The 22,057-nt window shown below is 63.4% G+C and carries 15 protein-coding genes; 14 read left to right on the top strand and 1 reads right to left on the bottom strand.

Annotated features, from left to right (window positions below; translation table 11 throughout):
• Window positions 1-143 precede the first annotated feature (143 nt).
• The 14 genes from CIT39_RS21350 (at window position 144) to CIT39_RS21285 (ending at window position 21,436) form a co-directional block, all read left to right on the top strand.
• The gene (locus CIT39_RS21350) at window positions 144-731 is read left to right on the top strand and encodes an SIS domain-containing protein (RefSeq protein ID WP_244607419.1); all 588 of its coding nucleotides are present in this window, start codon (window positions 144-146) and stop codon (window positions 729-731) included.
• A 12-nt stretch (window positions 732-743) separates the two neighbouring features.
• Entirely contained in the window at window positions 744-1,763 is a 1,020-nt protein-coding gene (locus CIT39_RS21345; protein ID WP_094972007.1) for a lysylphosphatidylglycerol synthase transmembrane domain-containing protein, read from the top strand.
• Between the two features lie 85 nt (window positions 1,764-1,848).
• On the top strand, window positions 1,849-3,117 hold the full coding sequence (locus CIT39_RS21340; RefSeq protein WP_094895393.1) for a class I SAM-dependent methyltransferase: 1,269 nt from the start codon (window positions 1,849-1,851) through the stop codon (window positions 3,115-3,117).
• A gap of 355 nt (window positions 3,118-3,472) precedes the next feature.
• Window positions 3,473-3,664, top strand: a complete 192-nt coding sequence (gene secE / locus CIT39_RS21335) for a preprotein translocase subunit SecE (protein ID WP_007602984.1) — start codon at window positions 3,473-3,475, stop codon at window positions 3,662-3,664.
• Window positions 3,664-4,221 carry a transcription termination/antitermination protein NusG gene (gene nusG / locus CIT39_RS21330; RefSeq protein WP_094972006.1) on the top strand — a complete coding sequence of 186 codons (558 nt, stop codon included), beginning with the start codon at window positions 3,664-3,666 and terminating at the stop codon, window positions 4,219-4,221. Before secE ends, nusG begins: the two co-directional genes overlap by 1 nt.
• Before the next feature lie 132 nt (window positions 4,222-4,353).
• Window positions 4,354-4,782: a 50S ribosomal protein L11 gene (gene rplK / locus CIT39_RS21325; RefSeq protein WP_007602986.1), complete on the top strand. Its 429-nt coding sequence runs from the start codon at window positions 4,354-4,356 to the stop codon at window positions 4,780-4,782.
• Between the two features lie 6 nt (window positions 4,783-4,788).
• A complete protein-coding gene (gene rplA / locus CIT39_RS21320) occupies window positions 4,789-5,481 on the top strand; it encodes a 50S ribosomal protein L1 (protein ID WP_094972005.1) in 693 nt (230 codons plus the stop codon).
• Between the two features lie 107 nt (window positions 5,482-5,588).
• Window positions 5,589-6,542 (top strand): 2-hydroxyacid dehydrogenase, encoded by a 954-nt coding sequence (locus tag CIT39_RS21315; RefSeq protein WP_094972004.1) that lies wholly within the window; start codon window positions 5,589-5,591, stop codon window positions 6,540-6,542.
• 582 nt (window positions 6,543-7,124) lie between these two features.
• Window positions 7,125-7,643 (top strand): 50S ribosomal protein L10, encoded by a 519-nt coding sequence (rplJ, locus tag CIT39_RS21310; RefSeq protein WP_094972493.1) that lies wholly within the window; start codon window positions 7,125-7,127, stop codon window positions 7,641-7,643.
• Window positions 7,644-7,697: 54 nt separating this feature from the next.
• A complete protein-coding gene (gene rplL / locus CIT39_RS21305) occupies window positions 7,698-8,075 on the top strand; it encodes a 50S ribosomal protein L7/L12 (RefSeq protein WP_094895389.1) in 378 nt (125 codons plus the stop codon).
• A 483-nt stretch (window positions 8,076-8,558) separates the two neighbouring features.
• Window positions 8,559-12,674, top strand: coding sequence for a DNA-directed RNA polymerase subunit beta (gene rpoB / locus CIT39_RS21300; RefSeq protein WP_094972003.1), 4,116 nt, complete (start codon window positions 8,559-8,561; stop codon window positions 12,672-12,674).
• Window positions 12,675-12,803: 129 nt separating this feature from the next.
• Complete coding sequence (rpoC, locus tag CIT39_RS21295) at window positions 12,804-17,000, top strand: DNA-directed RNA polymerase subunit beta' (RefSeq protein WP_094972002.1); 4,197 nt, start codon at window positions 12,804-12,806, stop codon at window positions 16,998-17,000.
• A 193-nt stretch (window positions 17,001-17,193) separates the two neighbouring features.
• A complete protein-coding gene (locus CIT39_RS21290) occupies window positions 17,194-19,254 on the top strand; it encodes an FAD-dependent oxidoreductase (protein WP_094972001.1) in 2,061 nt (686 codons plus the stop codon).
• A 133-nt stretch (window positions 19,255-19,387) separates the two neighbouring features.
• Window positions 19,388-21,436 carry an ABC transporter ATP-binding protein gene (locus CIT39_RS21285; protein ID WP_094972000.1) on the top strand — a complete coding sequence of 683 codons (2,049 nt, stop codon included), beginning with the start codon at window positions 19,388-19,390 and terminating at the stop codon, window positions 21,434-21,436.
• Here the strand turns inward: CIT39_RS21285 and CIT39_RS21280 are convergent.
• Window positions 21,355-22,014, bottom strand: coding sequence for an FAD-dependent oxidoreductase (locus CIT39_RS21280; RefSeq protein ID WP_094972492.1), 660 nt, complete (start codon window positions 22,012-22,014; stop codon window positions 21,355-21,357). The two genes, CIT39_RS21285 and CIT39_RS21280, sit on opposite strands and share 82 nt — an antisense overlap.
• Window positions 22,015-22,057: the final 43 nt, after the last annotated feature.

The following is a 22,057-nucleotide window of genomic DNA, read 5'->3' as shown; positions in this document are numbered from 1 at the left end:
GCCCAGCGAAACAGGCCCGCCAATGGTGAGTGAAACCCGAAAGCCGACTACCAGCCGCTCGCTGACTTTGCAAGTATTATACCTTTGCAATCCTTGGTAATAGCCGGTATCACCCGGACATGTTGCAATCGAGCCGCCAGCCCATGCCCGCCGTGTCCGTCGATCCCGATCACAAGGCTTTCCTCGACGATTACGTGGGACGCCTCCATCGCGCGACAGCGGTCGACGACGGCGTTTTCGCCGCGATCTCCGCCACCCGCGCCCTCTGGTTGCGCGCGCGCGAGCAGGGCGGCCGCGTCATCTTCATTGGTAACGGCGGCTCGGCCGGCATCGCCTCGCACCTGGCGATCGATCTCGCGAAGAACGCGTCGGTGCCTGCGCTCTGCTTCAGCGACGCGAGCATGATGTCGTGCCTTGCCAACGACTACGGGTTCGAGGACTGGATCGCGCACGCGGTGCGGTTGAGCGCCCGTGCCGGCGACTGCCTCGTCGCGATCAGCTCGTCGGGGCGCTCGAAGAACATCCTCAACGCGGTTGCGCAGGCGCGGACGATGAAGCTCGACGTGATCACGCTGTCGGGCATGAACGCGGACAATCCGCTGCGCAATCTCGGCGACGTCAACTTCTTCGTCGACAGCCGCAGCTACAACATTGTCGAGACCACGCACCAGTTCTGGATGATGGCCGCGATCGACCTCGTGATCGGTCGCGCGGAATATCCGGCATCCTGAGGCGGGCATCCGATGCAGTCGCGGTTCAAACAGGCGGCCCTGTTTTCGATAAAGCTGCTGCTGTCGATCGCGGTGCTGGTCTACATCGCGCGCGGCCTCGATCTGCAGCGGTTGCGCAACCATCTCGTCTCGGTCGATCCTTTGCTGTTCGTCCTGGCGCTGTCGTTGATTTTCTTCCAGACCTTCGTGCTCAACGGCCGGTGGGAGCTGATCATGCGCGCGCTCGGCGTGTCGCTGGACTGGCTGGCGGGCTGGCGGATCCTGATGATCAGCCTCTGGTTCAATCAGGTGTTGCCGTCCTCGGTCGGCGGTGATGCGGTGCGGATGTGGCTGCTGCGCCAGCGCGGCGTGCAGTGGCCGGAGGCGGTCAAGGGCGTTGCGGCCGACCGTTTCACCGCGTTGATCGGGCTGATCGCGCTGATGGTGGCCGGATTGCCGTTCCTGTTGTCTCGCGTGTCCGATCATGCCGCGATTCTGGCCATCGGCGGGCTGACGCTGGCCGGCGTCGCCGGCACCGTGATTCTGTTGACGCTCGACCGGCTGCCCAAGCGCCTGATCGCCCATCGGGCGATCGCAAGCTTCGTCCGGTTCGGAGCGCTGGTCAGGTTTCTTCTCCTGCAGTCGGAGCGCCGCGCTTTGCTGTTCGGGTCGGCGCTGCTCATCCATGTCGTGACCGCGGCGGCCTGCTTCGCCTTGGCGCGCGGTGTCGGAGCACAGCTCTCGGTGGTGGACGCCGGCATCCTGATTCCGCCCGTGGTGCTGTTGACGGCGGTCCCGATCTCGATCAGCGGCTGGGGTGTTCGCGAGGGGGCGATGGTCGCCTGCCTCGGTCTGGCGGGGGTCCCCTCCGAGGAGGCCCTGTCGGTTTCGCTGCTGCTGGGTGCCATCAGCGTGATCATCGGGCTCGTCGGCGGCGCGATCTGGCTGGCAAGTCCGGAGCGCGGATCGTATTCAGCAGACAAGGCCGCCAAGGCGGCGAAGGAAGCTCCCGGCTACGACGGGCTGGGCAAGGAAGTCTCGAGCCACCCATGACCCGCTTGAGCCCGTTGCTGGCGGTCTGGTCTTCACGGGGTGGGATTGCCTCACCCGATCGCGTATCTCATTTTTCGGTTCCACGATGAAAAATCTGTTCTACGTCCGCCACACCTGCCGCCTCTGTCATTCGGACAAGCAGGAGCTGGTCGTCCCGATGGCAGGGATGCCGATCGGCACGCCGAACTTCCAGGTCCCCGATGCCAGCGTCGACGATCCGGTGTTCCGGGCCGCGGTGCCGATGGCGCTGCATCTGTGCAGGGATTGCGGCCATCTGCAGATTCTCCACGTCGGCAATCCCGAGATCCAGTACCGCAACTACGTCTACACAACCTCGCTCTCGCTCGGGCTGCGCGAGCACTTCGCCGGCTATGCCAACGACGTCGTCAGCCGCTTCGGCATCGCGCCGGGCTCCCTGGTCGTCGAGCTCGGCAGCAACGACGGATCGCTGCTCGGCTACTTCAAAGAGCGCGGCATGCGGGTGCTGGGTGTCGATCCCGCCGTCGACATCGCCAAGCGCGCGACCGAGGCGGGGATCGAGACCATCGGTGATTTCTTCACCGATGCCATTGGTCACCGCATCCTGCAGAGCCACGGCGCGGCGAGCGTCGTGATCGCCAACAACATGATCGCCAATGTCGACAATCTCGATCCGCTGGTGATCGGGGTTCGCGACGTGCTTGCGCCGGACGGGTTGTTCGTCTTCGAAACGCAATACGGCGTCGACGTCACCGAGAAGAACCTGCTCGACACGGTCTATCACGAGCATCTGTCGTATTTTAACATTAAGCCGCTGATCCGGTTCTTTGCCCGGCTCGGCATGGAGCTGATCGACGTCCAGCACATCTGGACCAAGGGTGGCTCGATCCGCGTCACCGTGCAGCGTGCCGGTGGCGCCAAGAAACCGTCGGCCGAGGTCGCGCGGTTCGTCGCAGAGGAAGAGCGGCTCGGCGTCGATCAGCCGGCCTATTATGGGCCCTATGTGAAGCGGATCGCTGCGATCCGCGACGAGCTGGTTGCGATGGCCGATGCCGCCCATGCGCGCGGGCAGCTCGTTGCCGGCTACGGCGTCTCGGTCGGCACCACGACGCTGCTGCCGCAGTTCGGCCTGGAGAACAAGATCGACTTCCTGGTGGACGACGACCCCAAGAAGGGCAATGTGATGGCCGGCCCGGGTTATGACATCCCGATCCTGCCGCCGGCCGCCCTCTACGAGCGCAAGCCGGCGTTCGTCGTCGTGTTCGCCTGGCGCTACGTCGACCCGATCCGGGCCAAGCACGCCCGCTATTTCGCCGAGGGCGGAAAGTTCGTGGTGCCGCTGCCGGGCATTTCCATGGTCGACCGGGCCGACTGATGGTGTTCCGCGGCTGCCGCCAGCGAGGAGGGCGGTTGGGACGGCCCGAACGGCAGAGGGGCGCGCGGCGTGGCCGGGTAACCCGTTGATTCGGATCGGCTCTGTTGGGGGCGTCCAGGCATCAGGGGTGGCTCGGCGGGCGCGGCGTGACCTTGACGTTTGGCCCCATCCGCAGTAGATACCCCGCACTCGCTGCCGGCCCGCTGAGATGCGGATATCCGGCGCGGCTTTGAAATCCCCGAACAATCGAGCCCGATTTCCGGCTCATCCTTCGAGACAGAGGGCTGGGCCAACGGCGGCTGTTCGGATCCCTGAAATTCATTCGCGTCTGTCGACAGACGTTGGACATCAAACGATGGCAGTCAGCCCCTTCAAGTTCTTGCAGGAAGTGCGCTCGGAGACCGCCAAGGTCACCTGGCCGACCCGTCGTGAGACCACGATCACCACCATCATGGTGTTCGTCATGGTCGCGGTGGCCTCGATCTTCTTCTTCGCCGCCGACCAGATCATCCGCGTCCTCATCACCTTCCTTTTGGGCATTCACTGATGGCTACAGCCGCTGCAACCCAATCGTCCGACAAGCGCTGGTATATCGTCCACGCCTATTCGAACTTCGAGAAGAAGGTTCAGGAATCGATCCGCGAACAGGCCAAGCAGCGTGGGCTTGAGGATCTCTTCGAGCAGATACTGGTCCCGACCGAGAAGGTCACGGAAGTGCGCCGCGGCCGCAAGATCGACGCCGAGCGCAAGTTCTTCCCAGGCTACGTGCTGGTGAAGATGAAGCTGACCGACGAAGCGTTTCACCTGATCAAGAACACGCCGAAGGTCACGGGCTTCCTCGGCGCGGAAAACAAGCCGATGCCGATTTCTGAATCGGAAGCGATGCGCATCCTGCACCAGGTGCAGGAGGGCGTGGAACGGCCGAAGGCGTCGGTGTCGTTCGAGATCGGCGAGAACGTGCGCGTGGCCGATGGCCCGTTCGCCTCGTTCTCGGGTGTGGTCGAGGAAATCGACGAGGCGCGCTCGCGCGTGAAGGTTGCGGTGTCGATCTTCGGCCGCGCCACGCCGGTCGAGCTGGAATTCGGGCAGGTCGAGAAGGTCTGACCGGGTAGCGCGTGAAGCCGAAAAGCTTCGCGCAAAGAGAGGCCGTGGGAGGGAGAGGGCGGTTGCCAGCCGCATCCGACCCAGACCACGAACCTGAACCGCCGGCGATGGCCGGCACAACAGGAGTGATAGATGGCAAAGAAAGTGACCGGATACCTGAAGCTTCAGGTCCCGGCCGGTGCGGCGAATCCCTCGCCCCCGATCGGTCCCGCGCTTGGTCAGCGCGGTCTCAACATCATGGAGTTCTGCAAGGCGTTCAACGCGCAGACCCAGAAGGAAGAGAAGAACACCCCGATTCCCGTCGTGATCACGATCTACGCCGATCGTTCGTTCACGTTCGAGATGAAGACGCCCCCGATGTCGTTCTTCCTCAAGCAGGCCGCCAAGATCCAGTCCGGCTCGAAGGCGCCGGGCCGTGACAAGGCCGGCGCGGTGACCAAGGCGCAGGTGCGCGAGATCGCCGAGAAGAAGATGAAGGACCTGAATTGCGACTCGATCGAGTCGGCCATGAAGATGGTCGAGGGCTCTGCCCGTTCGATGGGTCTGGAAGTGGCGGGGTAAGCGGCTATGGCAATCGGAAAGCGTTTGAACAAAGCCCGCGAAGGTGTTGATCGCGAAAAGCTTTACCCGCTCGCGGACGCCATCAAGATGGTCAAAGAACGCGCGAAAGCGAAGTTCGACGAGACCATCGAGGTCGCGATCAATCTCGGCGTCGATCCGCGTCACGCCGACCAGATGGTCCGTGGCGTTGTGACCCTGCCGAACGGCACCGGCCGTACGCTCCGCGTCGGCGTGTTCGCCCGTGGCGCCAAGGCTGACGAAGCCAAGGCTGCGGGTGCCGACGTCGTCGGCGCCGAAGACCTGGTCGAGAAGGTGCAGAACGGCTCGATCGACTTCGACCGCTGCATCGCCACCCCCGACATGATGCCGCTGGTCGGCCGGTTGGGTAAGGTGCTCGGCCCGCGCGGCCTGATGCCGAACCCGAAGATCGGCACCGTGACGATGGACGTCACCGGGGCGGTGAAGGGTGCCAAGGGCGGCTCGGTCGAGTTCCGCGTCGAGAAGGCCGGCATTCTGCAGGCCGGCGTCGGCAAGGCCTCGTTCTCCGAGGAGAAGCTGGTCGAGAACATCAAGGCTCTCGCCGATGCTGTCTCGAAGGCGAAGCCGGCCGGTTCCAAGGGCACCTACATCCAGCGCGTTGCGGTGTCCTCGACCATGGGACCCGGCGTGAAGGTCGAGCCGAACACGATTCTCGGCTAAGGTCGGCCTCGGCTAGAGGTTCGGAAATTGCATGAGGCGAGGGGCGGAATTGGGCAACCGATTCCGCCCCTCGTCGTTTGTGGCAGGGCTCAACGGAAACAAGAACAATGGCTGACAAGGTCCTGATCTATTCGCGCTTTCCCAAGACGATGATGGCGCGTTTCGCCGAGCGGTTCGAACTGCTCGACACCGGCGGCAAGCCCGCAGGCGAGGTGTTTTCTGCGGAGGAACTCAGTGGCATCCGCGCGATGCTGACGGCAGGCGGCTCCCCGCTCGGCGCGGAAGCGATGGACCTGTTTCCAAAACTCGGCGCCATCGTTTGCTACGGCACCGGCTATGACGGTGTCGACCTGACGGCCGCAGCCGCCCGCAACATCGCTGTCGGCCACAGCCCGGGCGCCAATGCCGCCTCGGTCGCCGACATCGCGATGACCCTGATGCTGGCAACGACGCGGCGGATCCTGGTCGCCGACCAATATGTCCGCAGCGGCGACTGGGCGGGGTCGAAGCAATCGCCGATGATGCGCCCGCAGGCGGGCATGCCCGGCCGCCGCATCGGCATCTACGGCATGGGCGAGATCGGCCGCAAGATCGCCGCGCGCTGCGCCGCCTTCGAGAGCGAAATCGGCTATTTCAGCCGGACTGAGTACGATCTGCCCTATCAATATTTCCCGACGCTGGAGGCGCTGGCCGATTGGTGCAGCGTGCTGATGATCGCGGTCCGGGCAGGAACCGACACCCAGCACGTCGTCAATGCCGACATCCTGAGGCGACTCGGGGTGGACGGCTATGTCGTCAACATCTCCCGCGGATCGGTGATCGACGAGCAGGCGCTGGTCAAGGCGCTGACCGACAAGACCATTGCGGGGGCCGGCCTCGACGTCTTCGAGAAGGAACCGCACGCCCCCGACGCCCTGACGGCGCTCCCCAACGTTGTGTTCGCCCCCCATATCGGCGGCCACACCCTCGAATCGCACGTCGCCATGCAGAACTGCGTCCTGGCCAACCTGACCGCGTTCTTCGAGGACAAGCCGCTGCCTTATGGGGTCAAATCGGCCTGAATCGGTCCTTATCGGCCCGGATCAAGCACCCAGGGCAACGGATTGGAACTGGTGTGAATTTTGCTCTTGGCAAGCAGGCTGCGAGCGGTTAAAGAACCGCTTCCGGACGTACCGGCCTCGGCTGGCGCGTTCGTGCACGCATTCCGAAAACCCGACAAGACAGGAGATCATTCCTTTTCAGGACGTCCGTGAGGATTTGCCCGAAGAGGAAGGAAAACCCGTCGGTTGGTGGAGTGCGGGCAGGGGTCGGGCGGTTCGCCGGCTGACCTTGTCCTGTCCAAGACTGCAGGCGCCTGCGGGAGATTTCGATTTCTCAACGGCTTAATCGCATGGCCTGCATAGACGGGTGAAGACCGGATTTCACTTCGCGTTCCGCCTTAAGGTGGTCGCGGAATGGGTTTGGTTCGGACCTCGACACGCCGTGGGCTCTCACGAGCTCCCGGAGGGCAGGCTTTGAATTGTCGTCTCGCCCGGCGCGTGTCCGATGGGTTTTGACCCGGAGGTTCAGGTTTTGGGTGGGGCGATGGGTGCAACCCGGCGGTCCCGCTTCTCGCGATGGCCGCCAACCGGAAAGAGCTTGCTGTGGAACGAGCGGCAAAAAAGGAAGCGGTCGAACAGCTCAATGGGGTCTTCAAGACCACGAGCGTTGCGGTCGTTGCCCAATATTCCGGCCTGACCGTTGCCCAGATGCAGAAGCTGCGGACGCAGATGAAGCAGGCTGGCGCCTCGGTGAAGGTCTCGAAGAACCGTCTCGCCAAAATTGCTCTTGAAGGCACTGACGTCGTTGCCATCGGTCCCATGCTGAAGGGGCCGACCGTGATCGCCACCTCGAACGATCCGGTAGCGGCGCCGAAGGTCGCCGTCGAATTCGCCAAGGCGAACGAAAAGTTCGTCATCATTGGTGGTTCGATGGGAACGACCGTCCTGAATGTCGACGGCGTGAAGGCTCTTGCCTCGCTGCCGTCGCTTGATGAACTGCGCGCCAAGCTCGTCGGCCTTCTTGTGGCTCCGGCGACCAAGATCGCTCAGCTCGCCAATGCGCCCGCGGGCAAGCTCGCGCGCGTCATCCAGGCTCATGCCTCAAAGGGCGAAGCGGCCTGACGCCCTTCGCAAAACTCAAACCCGAACCAGACTTACATCTAAGGAAACTGAACAATGGCTGACTTGCAGAAGATCGTTGACGACCTCTCGAGCCTCACCGTGCTCGAAGCTGCCGAACTGGCGAAGCTCCTCGAAGAAAAGTGGGGCGTTTCGGCTGCCGCGGCTGTCGCCGTGGCCGGCCCGGCTGGTGGTGGCGCTGCCGCCGCTCCGGCCGAAGAGAAGACCGAGTTCACGGTCGTCCTTGCCGCCGCCGGCGACAAGAAGATCGAGGTCATCAAGGAAGTCCGCGCCATCACCGGCCTGGGCCTGAAGGAAGCAAAGGACCTCGTCGAGGGCGCGCCGAAGCCTGTCAAGGAAGGCGTGAACAAGGACGAGGCCGAGAAGCTCAAGGTCCAGCTCGAGAAGGCTGGCGCGAAGGTCGAGCTCAAGTAAGCACCGCTTACTGGCGAGGTCTCGGGCGAGCGTCAGCGGGCCCGAGATCTCAGCTTTCCCCTCAACAAGGGGTGGGCCAGATGCAAAAGGCGTGCGACGGGACGTCCCGACGCAGGCCAAACACGAAAAAGTGTGGGGATTTGCGGGTTCACCCCTCGAATCTCCACTATTGTCGCCCCATATCGATTCGGCAGCACGAAAGCGCGGTGGGCAGGGATACCGGACCCCTGTAAGCCGTTGGGAGAGCAAGCTATTTCGGGCTTTTTCAGTCCGTGAAGGCGGTCGTTGTGACGGGCGGGCGCGCACCAGCGCCCCGCGCGTCGTTTTGCGTTTTGAAGGTCTGAAGAACAGATTCAGGACATTCCGGCCTGAATTTGAGTCTCCGGCCCCCAAAGCGGGTTCGAAAAAATTCAACCCGGGGAGCGGTGGCAGCCGCGTTCCGGAGGGCGCGCCCAGATCGGGCGACGAAAATGAGAGGCCACGATGGCGCAGCAGACATTTACCGGTCGCAAACGCGTTCGCAAGTTCTTCGGACACATCAAGGAAGTCGCAGAGATGCCGAACCTCATCGAGGTTCAGAAGGCATCCTATGACCAGTTCCTGATGGTCGATGAACCCGTAGGTGGGCGCCTCGACGAGGGCCTGCAGGCGGTGTTCCGCTCGGTGTTCCCGATCTCCGACTTCTCGGGCACCTCGATGCTGGAATTCGTCCGCTACGAGTTCGAGCAGCCGAAATATGACGTCGACGAGTGCCGCCAGCGGGGCATGACCTTCGCGGCTCCGCTCAAGGTGACGCTGCGCCTCATCGTATTCGATATCGACGAGGAAACCGGCGCGAAGTCGGTCAAGGACATCAAGGAGCAGGACGTCTACATGGGCGATATCCCGCTCATGACGATGAACGGCACCTTCATCGTCAACGGTACCGAGCGCGTCATCGTCTCGCAGATGCACCGGTCGCCGGGCGTGTTCTTCGACCACGACAAGGGCAAGACCCATTCGTCGGGCAAGCTGCTGTTCGCCGCCCGCGTCATCCCGTATCGCGGTTCCTGGCTCGACATCGAGTTCGACGCCAAGGACATCGTCTATGCGCGTATCGATCGTCGCCGCAAGATTCCGGTGACGTCGCTGATGTTCGCCCTCGGCCTCGACGGCGAGGCGATCCTGTCCACCTTCTACAAGAAGATCCTCTACAAGCGGACCAAGGAAGGCTGGCGCGTTCCGTTCGACGCCAACCGTTTCCGCGGTTACTCGACCGTCAACGACCTGATCGACGCCGATACCGGCAAGGTCGTGCTCGAGGCCGGCAAGAAACTCACCGTTCGTGCTGCCCGTCAGCTCCAGGAAAAGGGGCTGAAGGCGCTGCGCCTGGCCGATGAGGAACTGGTCGGCAATTACATCGCCGAGGACCTCGTCAACCCGAAGACGGGTGAGATCCACGCCGAAGCCGGCGAGGAAATAACCGACAAGTCGATGAAGGTGCTCAACGAGCACGGCTACAAGGAGCTGCCGCTCCTTGACATCGACCACGTCAATATCGGCCCCTACATCCGCAATACGCTCTCGGCCGACAAGAACATGACGCGCGAGGACGCGCTGTTCGACATCTACCGCGTGATGCGTCCGGGCGAGCCGCCGACGCTGGATTCGGCGCAGGCCATGTTCCAATCGCTGTTCTTCGACTCCGAACGCTACGACCTCTCCGCGGTCGGCCGCGTCAAGATGAACATGCGCCTCGACCTCGATGCACCCGACACCCAGCGCACGCTGCGCAAGGAAGACATCCTCTCCGTCATCAAGACGCTGGTGGATTTGCGCGACGGCAAGGGCGAGATCGACGACATCGACCATCTCGGCAACCGCCGCGTGCGCTCGGTCGGCGAGCTGATGGAGAACCAGTACCGCATCGGCCTCCTGCGCATGGAGCGCGCGATCAAGGAGCGCATGTCCTCGGTCGACATCGACACGGTCATGCCGCAGGACCTGATCAACGCGAAGCCGGCGGCTGCCGCCGTGCGCGAGTTCTTCGGCTCCTCGCAGCTCTCGCAGTTCATGGACCAGACCAACCCGCTCAGCGAGATCACCCACAAGCGTCGTCTCTCGGCGCTCGGACCGGGCGGTCTGACCCGCGAGCGCGCCGGCTTCGAAGTCCGCGACGTGCATCCGACGCATTACGGCCGCATCTGCCCGATCGAGACGCCGGAAGGCCCGAACATCGGCCTGATCAACTCGCTCGCGACCTTCGCGCGCGTGAACAAGTACGGCTTCGTCGAGACGCCGTATCGCAAGGTCAAGGACGGCCGCGTCACCGACGAGGTCGTGTATCTCTCGGCGATGGAAGAGGGCCGCTACACGGTCGCGCAGGCCAACGTGCCGCTCGACCCGAAGGGCCGCTTCACCGAAGACCTCGTGGTCTGCCGTCACGCCGGCGAAGTCTTGCCGGTGACGCCCGACAAGGTTGACTACATGGACGTGTCGCCGAAGCAGCTGGTTTCGGTTGCCGCGGCGTTGATCCCGTTCCTCGAGAACGACGACGCCAACCGCGCGCTGATGGGCTCGAACATGCAGCGCCAGGCGGTGCCGCTGGTTCGCGCCGAGGCGCCGTTCGTTGGCACCGGCATGGAAGGCGTGGTTGCGCGCGACTCGGGTGCCGCGATCGCGGCGCGCCGTTCGGGCGTGATCGACCAGATCGACGCCACCCGCGTCGTCATCCGCGCCACGGAAGATCTCGATCCGACCAAGTCGGGCGTCGATATCTACCGTCTGATGAAGTACCAGCGCTCAAACCAGTCGACCTGCATCAACCAGCGTCCGCTGGTGAAGGTCGGCGACATCGTCAGGAAGGGCGACATCATCGCCGACGGTCCGTCGACCGATCTCGGCGAACTCGCTCTCGGGCGCAACGTGCTCGTCGCGTTCATGCCGTGGAACGGCTACAACTTCGAAGACTCGATCCTGCTCTCCGAGCGGATCGTGAAGGAAGACGTCTTCACCTCGATCCACATCGAGGAGTTCGAAGTGATGGCCCGCGACACCAAGCTCGGGCCTGAGGAAATCACCCGCGACATTCCGAACGTGTCGGAAGAAGCGCTGAAGAACCTCGACGAAGCCGGTATCGTCTACATCGGCGCGGAAGTGCGCGCCGGCGACATCCTGGTCGGCAAGATCACGCCGAAGGGCGAGAGCCCGATGACGCCGGAAGAGAAGCTGCTGCGCGCGATCTTCGGCGAGAAGGCCTCCGACGTTCGCGACACCTCGCTGCGCGTTCCTCCGGGCGTGCAGGGCACGATCGTGGAAGTGCGCGTGTTCAACCGTCACGGCGTCGACAAGGACGAGCGTGCGCTGGCGATCGAACGGGAAGAGATCGAGCGTCTGGCCAAGGACCGCGACGACGAGCAGGCGATCCTGGACCGCAACGTCTACAACCGTCTTGCCGAGCTGCTCGAGGGACGGCAGGGCATTGCCGGTCCGAAGGGCTTCAAGAAGGACACCAAGATCACCCGTGCGGTGCTCGAGGAGTACCCGAAGTCGCAGTGGTGGCTGTTCGCCTCGCCGAACGACAAGCTGATGGCCGAGATCGAGGCCATGCGGAAGCAGTACGACGAGTCGAAGAAGGGGCTGGAACAGCGCTTCCTCGACAAGGTCGAAAAGCTTCAGCGCGGTGACGAATTGCCGCCCGGCGTGATGAAGATGGTCAAGGTCTTCGTCGCGGTGAAGCGCAAGATCCAGCCCGGCGACAAGATGGCCGGCCGCCACGGCAACAAGGGCGTGGTGTCGAAGATCGTGCCGATCGAGGACATGCCGTTCCTCGAAGACGGTACGCATGCCGATATCGTGCTCAATCCGCTCGGCGTGCCCTCGCGCATGAACGTCGGGCAGATCCTCGAGACCCATCTCGGCTGGGCCTGTGCCGGCCTCGGCAAGCGTATCGGCCAGACGGTCGATGCCTATCTGTCGAAGCAGGACATCAAGCCGCTGAAGGAAACCTTGAAGAAGGTCTACGGCGAGGACGAGACGATCAAGTCGCTCAACGACAGCGAACTGATCGAGCTCGGCCATAACCTCAGCCGCGGCGTGCCGATCGCGACGCCGGTGTTCGACGGCGCCAAGGAAGCCGACATCGAGGAGATGCTGAAGCTTGCCGGTCTGGACGCTTCGGGCCAGTCGACCGTCTATGACGGCCGTACCGGCGATGCGTTCGATCGCAAGGTGACGGTGGGCTACATCTACATGCTCAAGCTGCACCATCTGGTCGACGACAAGATCCACGCGCGTTCGATCGGTCCGTACTCGCTCGTCACCCAGCAGCCGCTGGGCGGCAAGGCGCAGTTCGGCGGCCAGCGCTTCGGCGAAATGGAGGTGTGGGCGCTCGAGGCTTACGGCGCGGCGTACACGCTCCAGGAGATGCTGACGGTGAAGTCGGACGACGTCGCCGGCCGTACCAAGGTGTACGAGGCGATCGTGCGTGGCGACGACACGTTCGAAGCCGGTATTCCGGAATCGTTCAACGTGCTGGTCAAGGAAATGCGCTCGCTCGGCCTCAACGTCGACCTGCACAATTCCAAGGTCGGGCCGGGGACGGCGGAAGCGGCCGAGTAACACGATCTATCATGCCCGGCCTTCACGGCCGGGCATCGGCGCCCCGTCCGAGGCCTTGAGGGCAGGGCGCCCCGCTCGAGTGATTTTCGAATTTGCTGCCGGAGGCGACCGGCATGCGAGGAGAAGACGATGAACCAAGAAATTATGAATCTCTTCAACCCGACGACTCCGGCTCAGGTCTTCGACCAGATCCGGATCTCGATCGCGTCTCCAGAGAAGATTCTGTCCTGGTCCTACGGCGAGATCAAGAAGCCGGAGACCATCAACTACCGTACCTTCAAGCCCGAGCGCGACGGCCTGTTCTGCGCCCGCATCTTCGGGCCGATCAAGGACTACGAGTGCTTGTGCGGCAAGTACAAGCGCATGAAGTACAAGGGCATCATCTGCGAGAAGTGCTCGGTCGAGGTCACGCTGTCGCGCGTCCGGCGCGAGCGCATGGGCCATATCGAGCTCGCAGCCCCCGTAGCGCACATCTGGTTCCTGAAGTCGCTGCCCTCGCGCATCGGCCTTCTGCTGGACATGACGCTGAAGGATCTCGAGCGGATCCTCTACTTCGAATATTACGTCGTGCTCGAGCCGGGTCTCACCGCGCTCAAGGACCGTCAGCTGCTGTCGGAAGACGAGTACCTGAAGGCGCAGGACGAGTACGGCCAGGACAGCTTCACCGCCATGATCGGCGCGGAAGCGATCCGCGAGCTGCTCAAGGGCATGGACCTCGAGAAGCTCGAAGCCACCTTGCGCCTCGAGATGCAGGAGACCGACTCCGACATCAAGCACAAGAAGCTCGCCAAGCGCCTGAAGATCGTGGAAGCGTTCCGCCACTCCGGCAACAAGCCGGAATGGATGATCATGACCGTGGTTCCGGTGATCCCGCCGGACCTGCGTCCGCTGGTGCCGCTGGACGGCGGTCGCTTCGCGACCTCGGACCTCAACGACCTCTACCGCCGCGTCATCAACCGCAACAACCGCTTGAAGCGACTGATGGAGCTGCGTGCGCCCGACATCATCATCCGCAACGAGAAGCGCATGCTTCAGGAAGCGGTCGATGCGCTGTTCGACAACGGTCGCCGCGGTCGCGTCATCACGGGTGCCAACAAGCGCCCGCTGAAGTCGCTCGCCGACATGCTCAAGGGCAAGCAGGGCCGCTTCCGTCAGAACCTGCTCGGCAAGCGCGTCGACTATTCGGGCCGTTCGGTGATCGTGGTCGGTCCCGAGCTGCGCCTGCATCAGTGCGGCCTGCCGAAGAAGATGGCGCTCGAGCTGTTCAAGCCGTTCATCTATTCGCGGCTCGACGCCAAGGGCCTGTCCACCACGGTGAAGCAGGCCAAGAAGCTGGTCGAGAAGGAGCGGCCGGAGGTCTGGGACATCCTGGATGAGGTCATCCGCGAGCATCCGGTGCTGCTCAACCGCGCGCCGACGCTGCATCGTCTCGGCATCCAGGCGTTCGAGCCCGTGCTGATCGAGGGCAAGGCGATCCAGCTTCACCCGCTGGTCTGCGCCGCGTTCAACGCCGACTTCGACGGCGACCAGATGGCCGTGCACGTTCCGCTGTCGCTCGAAGCGCAGCTGGAAGCGCGCGTCCTGATGATGTCGACCAACAACATCCTGCATCCGGCGAACGGCCAGCCGATCATCGTGCCGTCGCAGGACATCGTGCTCGGTCTCTACTACGTCTCGATCATGCGCGAAGGCCTGCCCGGCGAGGGCAAGATCTTCGGCGACATGGCCGAGCTCGAGCACGCGCTGCACGCGAAGGTCATCCACCTCCACACCAAGATCAAGTACCGGTGGCAGGGGATGGATGAGACCGGCAAGGTCTCGACGCGCTGGATCGAGACCACCGCCGGCCGCGTCATGCTCGGCAATCTCCTGCCGAAGAACCCGCGGATTTCGTACGAGATCATCAACAAGCTGATGACCAAGCGCGAAATCTCGGGCGTGATCGACCAAGTCTACCGCCACTGCGGCCAGAAGGAGACGGTGATCTTCTGCGACCGCATCATGGCGCTCGGCTTCTACAACGCGTTCAAGGCCGGCATCTCGTTCGGCAAGGACGACATGGTCGTACCGCACTCCAAGTGGAAGATCGTCGACACCACCCGTACGCTGGCGAAGGATTTCGAGCAGCAGTACAACGACGGTCTGATCACCCATGGCGAGAAGTACAACAAGGTGGTCGACGCCTGGTCGAAGGCCACGGAAGAAATCGCCAAGGCGATGATGAAGGAGATCTCCTCCACCAAGAAGACGGCAAGTGGAGCCGATGCCGACATCAACTCGATCTACATGATGGCACACTCCGGCGCCCGCGGTTCGCCGGCCCAGATGCGCCAGCTCGCAGGCATGCGCGGCCTGATGGCCAAGCCGTCGGGTGAGATCATCGAGACGCCGATCATCTCGAACTTCAAGGAAGGCCTCTCGGTGCTCGAGTACTTCAACTCGACCCACGGCGCCCGTAAGGGCCTCGCGGACACCGCGTTGAAGACCGCGAACTCGGGCTACCTGACCCGTCGTCTGGTCGACGTGGCGCAGGACTGCATCATCACGCAGAGCGACTGCGGCACCAAGCTCGGCATCAAGATGCGCGCCATCGTCGATGCCGGCACCGTGGTTGCTTCGCTCGGCTCGCGCATCCTCGGACGCACGGCCTGCGAAGACATCCGCGACAGCTCCGGCAAGGTGATCATCAAGCGCGGCACGCTGATGGAAGAGAGCCATCTGGACGCCATCCAGCAGGGTGGCGTGCAGGAGGTGAAGATCCGTTCGGCACTGACCTGCGAACTCGTCAACGGCATCTGCGGCATGTGCTATGGCCGCGACCTCGCCCGCGGCACGCCGGTCAACCACGGTGAAGCCGTCGGCGTCATCGCGGCGCAGTCGATCGGCGAGCCCGGCACCCAGCTGACCATGCGCACCTTCCACATCGGTGGTGCGGCGCAGCTCAACGAGCAGTCGTTCGTCGAATCCAACTTCGACGGCAAGATCGTGATCCGGAACAAGGCCATCGCCCGCAACAGCGAAGGTCACCTGGTCGCGATGGTCCGCAACATGGTGATCGCGATCGTCGATGCCGACGGGACCGAGCGTGCGACGCACCGTATTCAGTACGGCGCGCGCCTGCACGTCGACGAGGGCGACATGGTCAAGCGGGGCCAGCGCATCGTCGAGTGGGATCCCTACACGCGTCCGCTTCTCACCGAAGTGGAAGGCATCATCGGCTTCGAGGATCTGGTCGAAGGGCAGTCGATCACGGAAACGCTGGACGAGGCCACCGGCATCGCCAAGCGCGTGGTCATCGACTGGCGCTCGACTCGCGGCGGCGCGGATTTGCGTCCGGCCATCGTGGTCAAGGGCAAGGACGGCAAGGTGCTCAAGCTCGCCCGTGGCGGCGATGCCCGCTACATGCTGTCGGTCGACGGCATTTTGTCGGTCGACGTCGGAGCCAAGGTCAACCCGGGCGACATCCTCGCCCGTGTCTCGACCGAGAGCGCCAAGACGCGTGACATCACCGGCGGTCTGCCGCGGGTGGCGGAACTGTTCGAGGCACGGCGTCCGAAGGATGCGGCGATCATCGCCGAAATCGCGGGCACCATCCGGTTCGGGCGCGACTACAAGAACAAGCGCCGCATCTCGATCGAGCCGATGGACAAGACCGAGGAGGCGCGCGAGTACCTGATCCCGAAGGGCAAGCACATCCACCTTCAGGACGGCGACGTCGTCGAAAAGGGCGACTTCATCGTGGAAGGCAACCCGGCGCCGCACGACATCCTTGCGGTCAAGGGTATCGAGGAACTAGCGGCCTATCTGGTCAACGAAATCCAGGAGGTCTACCGGCTCCAGGGCGTGCTCATCAACGACAAGCACATCGAGGTGATTGTCCGTCAGATGCTCCAGAAGGTGGAAGTCACCGACCAGGGCGACACGGACATGATCTCGGGCGAGCAGGTCGACAAGATCGAGTTCGACGCGCTCAACGAGAAGGCCAAGGAAGAGGGCAAGAAGATCGCCACGGGGACGCCGGTTCTGCTCGGTATCACCAAGGCGAGCCTCCAGACCCGCTCCTTCTTCTCGGCGGCCTCGTTCCAGGAGACCACCCGCGTCCTCACGGAAGCGGCGGTCAACGGCAAGGTCGATCCGCTCGAAGGTCTCAAGGAGAACGTCATCGTCGGCCGGCTGATCCCGGCGGGCACCGGCGCCTCCATGGCCAAGATCCGCGAAGTCGCCGTGAAGCGCGACAAGATGATCCTGGACGAGCGCGAGAAGCAGGCGGCGGTCGTGTCGCCCGCGCCGGAAGCGGAGCTTCCTGCGCTACCTCCCGCGGAATGATCGTTCATCCGTAGGACTACCGAGGACAATGAAAAGGCCGGCGAAAGCCGGCCTTTTTGCTGCTTTGTTTGCCTGTTGCGATGCGGGATCAACCTTTGTTCATCTTTCCTTCAGGCGCAAAAGCGCTTGTGCTAAGGGAATTTAGACTGGTGGATCCCGTGACGGGGGGCGCGCCGGAGACCTCGGAACTCACATGCTTGATCTCGCAATCGTAGGTGGCGGCCCCGGCGGGCTGATGAGCGCTTGGTATCTGAAGCGCAAGCTTGGCGATCTCTGTCGCGTCACCATCTACGAGGCCTCCGATCGGCTCGGCGGCAAGATCGTCACGCGCAAGTTCGATTCCGCGCCCGCGATGTACGAGGCCGGCGTAGCCGAGATCTATGACTACTCGATGACCGGGCCGGATCCGCTGCGCGAGCTGATCCAGCATTTCGGGCTGCAGACGATTCCGATGGATGCCGAGCAGGTGCAGTTCGGCGGCGAATTCCTCAACGACGTGCCGGGCATGCGCCGCAGATACGGCGCCAAGACCGCCGCCGCGATCGAAGCGTTCCGCAAGCGCTGCGCCGATGCGATGACGCCGATGGAATATTACGAAGGCGTCGGCGCGCACGACAACGAGAACCCCTGGGCCTACAAGACCGCCGAGCAGGTGCTCGACGAGGAGGTCGAGGACGAAACCGCAAAGCGCTTCTTCAAGGTGATGGCGCGCTCCGACATCGCGACGGAGAGCCACAACACCAACGGCCTCAACGCGCTCAAGAACTATCTGATGGATGTCGACGGCTATATCGGCCTCTATTCCATCCAGAACGGCAACGAGCAGCTGATCGAGTGCCTGCAGTCAGAGGTCAACGCCGACATCCAGCTCAATCACCGCGTGCTTGCCGTCGGCAAGGAGCCGACCGGCCGCTACCAGCTCAAGATGATGAACGGCAAGGGACCGGAGACGCGCGACTTCGATCTCGTGCTGGTCTGCCTGCCGCATTCCTGGCTCGCCACCATGGGGTGGGAGGGCGAACAGCTCCGCAAGTCGATGGTCAAGCACGTCTCTTACTTCGACCGTCCGGCGCATTATTTGCGCGTCTCGATCCTGTTCGACACGCCGTTCTGGGGCGAGAAGATTTCCGGCGCCTGGTTCATGTCGGAAGCCTTCGGCGGCTGCTGCGTCTACAACGAGGGCGCGCGCCACGATGTCGGCAAGCACGGCGTGCTGAACTGGCTGATTCCCGGCTCCGACGCGCTGGCCTTCGCCAATCTGTCGGACCAGGAGCTGATCGATGCCGCGCTGAAATCGCTGCCGGCGTCGCTCGGCGATGCGCGGTCGCATTTCATGGAAGGCAAGATCCATCGCTGGCTGTCGTCCGTGAACGCTATACCGGGCGGCCTGCCGGTGCGCGACGTCATGACCAATCACCGGCCCGAGCCGAAGGAGCATCCCGGCATCGTGGTGGTCGGCGACTATCTGTTCGACTCGACGCTGAACGGCCTGCTCGACTCCTCGGATGCCGCGACCGACATCATCCTGACCGAGATGATGCGCCTGCGCCGCGCGCGCGCGCAGGACGACAAGCCGCTCTCCGACAAGATCGACCGTGACTATTTCGAGAATTATCGCGGCCTCGGTCCCTATCACGAGGCCTGGCGGCACTTCACCGATCCCGATTACCTCACCCGGCTGCTCGGCATCGTCTGGGGCAAGACGAAGGGCACCAGGCTGCTCGTCGCGGGCTCGGCCAGCGGCGAATTGGTCGGCGCGCTGCGCGACCGCGGCATCGATGCCTTCGGCATCGAGAACAACCGCGCCATCCACGCCAGGACCCCGAAGGCGCTGAAGAAGTACAACAAGCTCGGCTCGATCACCGACATGCCGTTCAAGGACGGCGCGTTCGACTTCGTGTTCGAGACCAGCCTTTGCCATGTTTCCCCGAAGCAGGTGGTCCGCGCGATCAAGGAACTGAACCGCGTGGTCAAGACCGGCCTCGTGTTCGGCTCTGTCACCTCGGACATGGCGCCGGCGCTGATCGACCGCTACGACCTCCTGCGTGGAGTCAAGAAACTCGGCACCTGGTGGGAATGGTCCGAACTGTTCTTCGGCAATGGTTTCGACCTCTCGATGCACCGCAAGGATTGCACCGATGCGCTCTGGGAGGCGACGCTCGCCGCCAACAAGGGGCCGGGGCAGTGGTACGCCGACGCCGACAGCCTGCGCTATTCCTTCTTCGACAAGGTCGAGGACGACGACGCGGACTAGCCGCGTGGCACGCTTGAATTCGCCAATTGTTTTGCCGAATTCATCCTGATCGCATAGAATCGGTGCGATATCGGCCTTCCGCTATGTCCTGCTTTCTCTGCGATCATGCCGGCCGTCAGCATCCGTTGGTTTCATGGCATCCAAGCCTTCCTCGCCCGACAAGCCTCTTTCGCCCGACAAACAGAAACTCGCCGCCGAAGAGGCGGGCGAGCTCGACGACAAGCTCGCCTCGGCTGCCAAGCCGGATCTCGAAGACGACGAGGATGCCGAAGACGAGGAGGATGACGAGCTGGAGCTCGATGACGACGACGAGGACGAGGACCTCGTCGTCTTTACCGCGCGCGAGGCCGCCGGCGCGCTCGCGACCATCGTCGGGTTCGTCAAGCCATTCCTGGCCAATTACAAACGTATGCTGTCATTCGTGGCGTTTGGCGTCTTCGTCGAGACGCTGTTCAACGTCATCATGCCGCTCAGCCTCAAGTTCCTGATCGACGACGCGCTCGGCGAGGAGGACTTCCAGGCGCTGTACAAGATCCTCGGCGTGCTCGCCGTCGCCGGCATCTTCACCTCGATCGTTGCGGTCTGGTACGAGCGCTGGGACGCGCGATTGGCGGCCTGCATCATCTCCGACGTCCGCGAGCGCCTGTTCGAGCACGTTCAGGACTTGCCGGCGGCGTATTTCGGCCGCACCAAGCGCGGCGAGATCCTGTCGCGCTTCTCCGTCGACCTCTCGGCCTTCGAAGGCTCGGTCAAGACGTTCGCCAACAGTGCGGCGCTGCCGTTTCTGGAATTGATCGCCGGCATCATCCTGATGGTGTTCCTGAACTGGCAGCTCGCGGCGGTCGCGCTGCTCGTGTTCCCGATCACGCTGATCGGCCCGCGGATCCTGACGCCGAAGGCGGTCCAGGCCAATTACGAACAGAAGCTCAACGAGAGCGCGCTGCTCGGCATGGTGCAGGAGAACGTGGCGGCGCAGGCCGTGATCAAGGCGTTCAGCCTTCAGCGCAAGATGTTCGGTTTCTTCACCTTCCGCAACCACGAGGCGCGCGACAAGATCGCCTCGGCCGCGTTCCTTTCGACCATGGTGGAGCGGACGGTCACCATCTCGGTGCTGATGCTGCACCTCGTGGTGCTCGCCATCGGCGCCTATCTCGCCACCAAGGGCCAGATCACCATCGGCACCTTCGTCACCTTCGAGAGCGCGTTCTGGGAGGTCTCCTACAACATCGCCCATGTCATGCATTTCATCCCGGTGTCGATCTCCTCGGCTGCCGCGATCCGGCACATGCAGGAGCTGCTGGACGAGCCGACCCGTGCCGCCGATCGCCCCGGCGCCCCCGATCTGCCGCGCATCACCAACGACATCACCTTCGATCACGTCTCCTTCCAGTACGAGGGTAGTCAGACGCCGGTGCTGGATAATCTCAGTCTCAAGCTCAATGCGGGCAAGCGCATCGCGATCGTCGGCCCGAGCGGCTCCGGCAAGAGCACGTTGCTCAACCTGATCCTGCGGCTCTATGTGCCCAACGAGGGCCGCGTCACCATCGATGGCGTCGACGTCCGCAAGGTGACGCTGGATTCGCTGCGCCGGAGCATGGCGGTGGTGTTCCAGGAGAACATGCTGTTCAACATGTCGATCCGTGAGAACATCCGGCTCGGCAAGGAGGGCGCGACCGACGAGGAAGTGGCGGAGGCGGCCAAGAAGGCCGAGATCCACCGCTACATCATGAGCCTGCCGCAGCGCTACGACACGCCGGTCGGCGAGCGCGGCGATACGCTGTCGGGCGGCCAGCGCCAGCGCATCGCGATCGCGCGCGCGATCATTCGCAATCCCTCGGTGCTGCTGCTGGACGAAGCCACCTCGGCGCTGGACCAGACCACGGAAGCCGCGATCAACCGCACGCTACTCAAGGTCGCCAAGGGCCGTACCATGATCTGGTCGACCCACCGCCTGACCTCGGTGGTGGAGATGGACGAGATCATCGTGATCTCAGGGGGCAGGGCGATCGAGCGCGGTTCGCATGCCCAGTTGCTCGCCAGGAACGGGACCTATCGCCAGCTGTGGAACGACCAGATCCACCAGCCGCACGCCGCGGCGGCTCACGCCGACGGAAGCGACGATGAGGAAGGCGACGAGGACGACCTCGATGAGGATGATGAGGACGAGGACGACGAGGAGTGACCGAGGAAGTTCGGCTCCAGATGGAACGCTCCTCCCAGCCGCCGCAATAAACCCTGGCTCGACCACGCCATGAAGCGCGCCGAGCGCTGCGCCGTCCAGTAGGGGCTCGTCGCGATCGAGACCGAGCGGAAGTCAAAGGCTTTCGCCGCCGCCCATTGATCACAATCCCGCTTCACCGGATCGGCGTAGAAGGCGGCGATCTTGTCCGCATCCATCCCGTTCATGGCCTTGGCGCAGATGCGCTCGACGGAAGCGGTGATTTCGTCGCGGCCGGCGTTGACCAGGGAATCGTAGAGGATGTTGAACTGCCGGCTCGGCGCCTTGTCGAGCAGGCGGCCGAAGCGGGCGATCCAGTTCTCACCGGCAAAGGTCGCCCGGCGCAGCACTGATTCTGCGATTCCGGTCCTCGAGAATCGCCCAAGCTGCTCCTGGCCACTGAGTTTCTCGACGCGAAAGTCCGCCGGATAGCTCTCATGCGGATCGATCAGGACCGTCGAAATGTCGGCCCGGCCGAGCATCGCGGCGGCGGTCGAGCCGGCCAATCCCCCGCCGATAATGGCAATGTCGGTGTACCGCATGGCGCCCATCCCCGCCGAAGGCCCCAGATTGAGGCCTCAACAG

The organism is Bradyrhizobium symbiodeficiens, from assembly GCF_002266465.3.
GTDB lineage: Bacteria > Pseudomonadota > Alphaproteobacteria > Rhizobiales > Xanthobacteraceae > Bradyrhizobium > Bradyrhizobium symbiodeficiens.
This window is presented reverse-complemented; position numbering and strand designations above follow the sequence as displayed.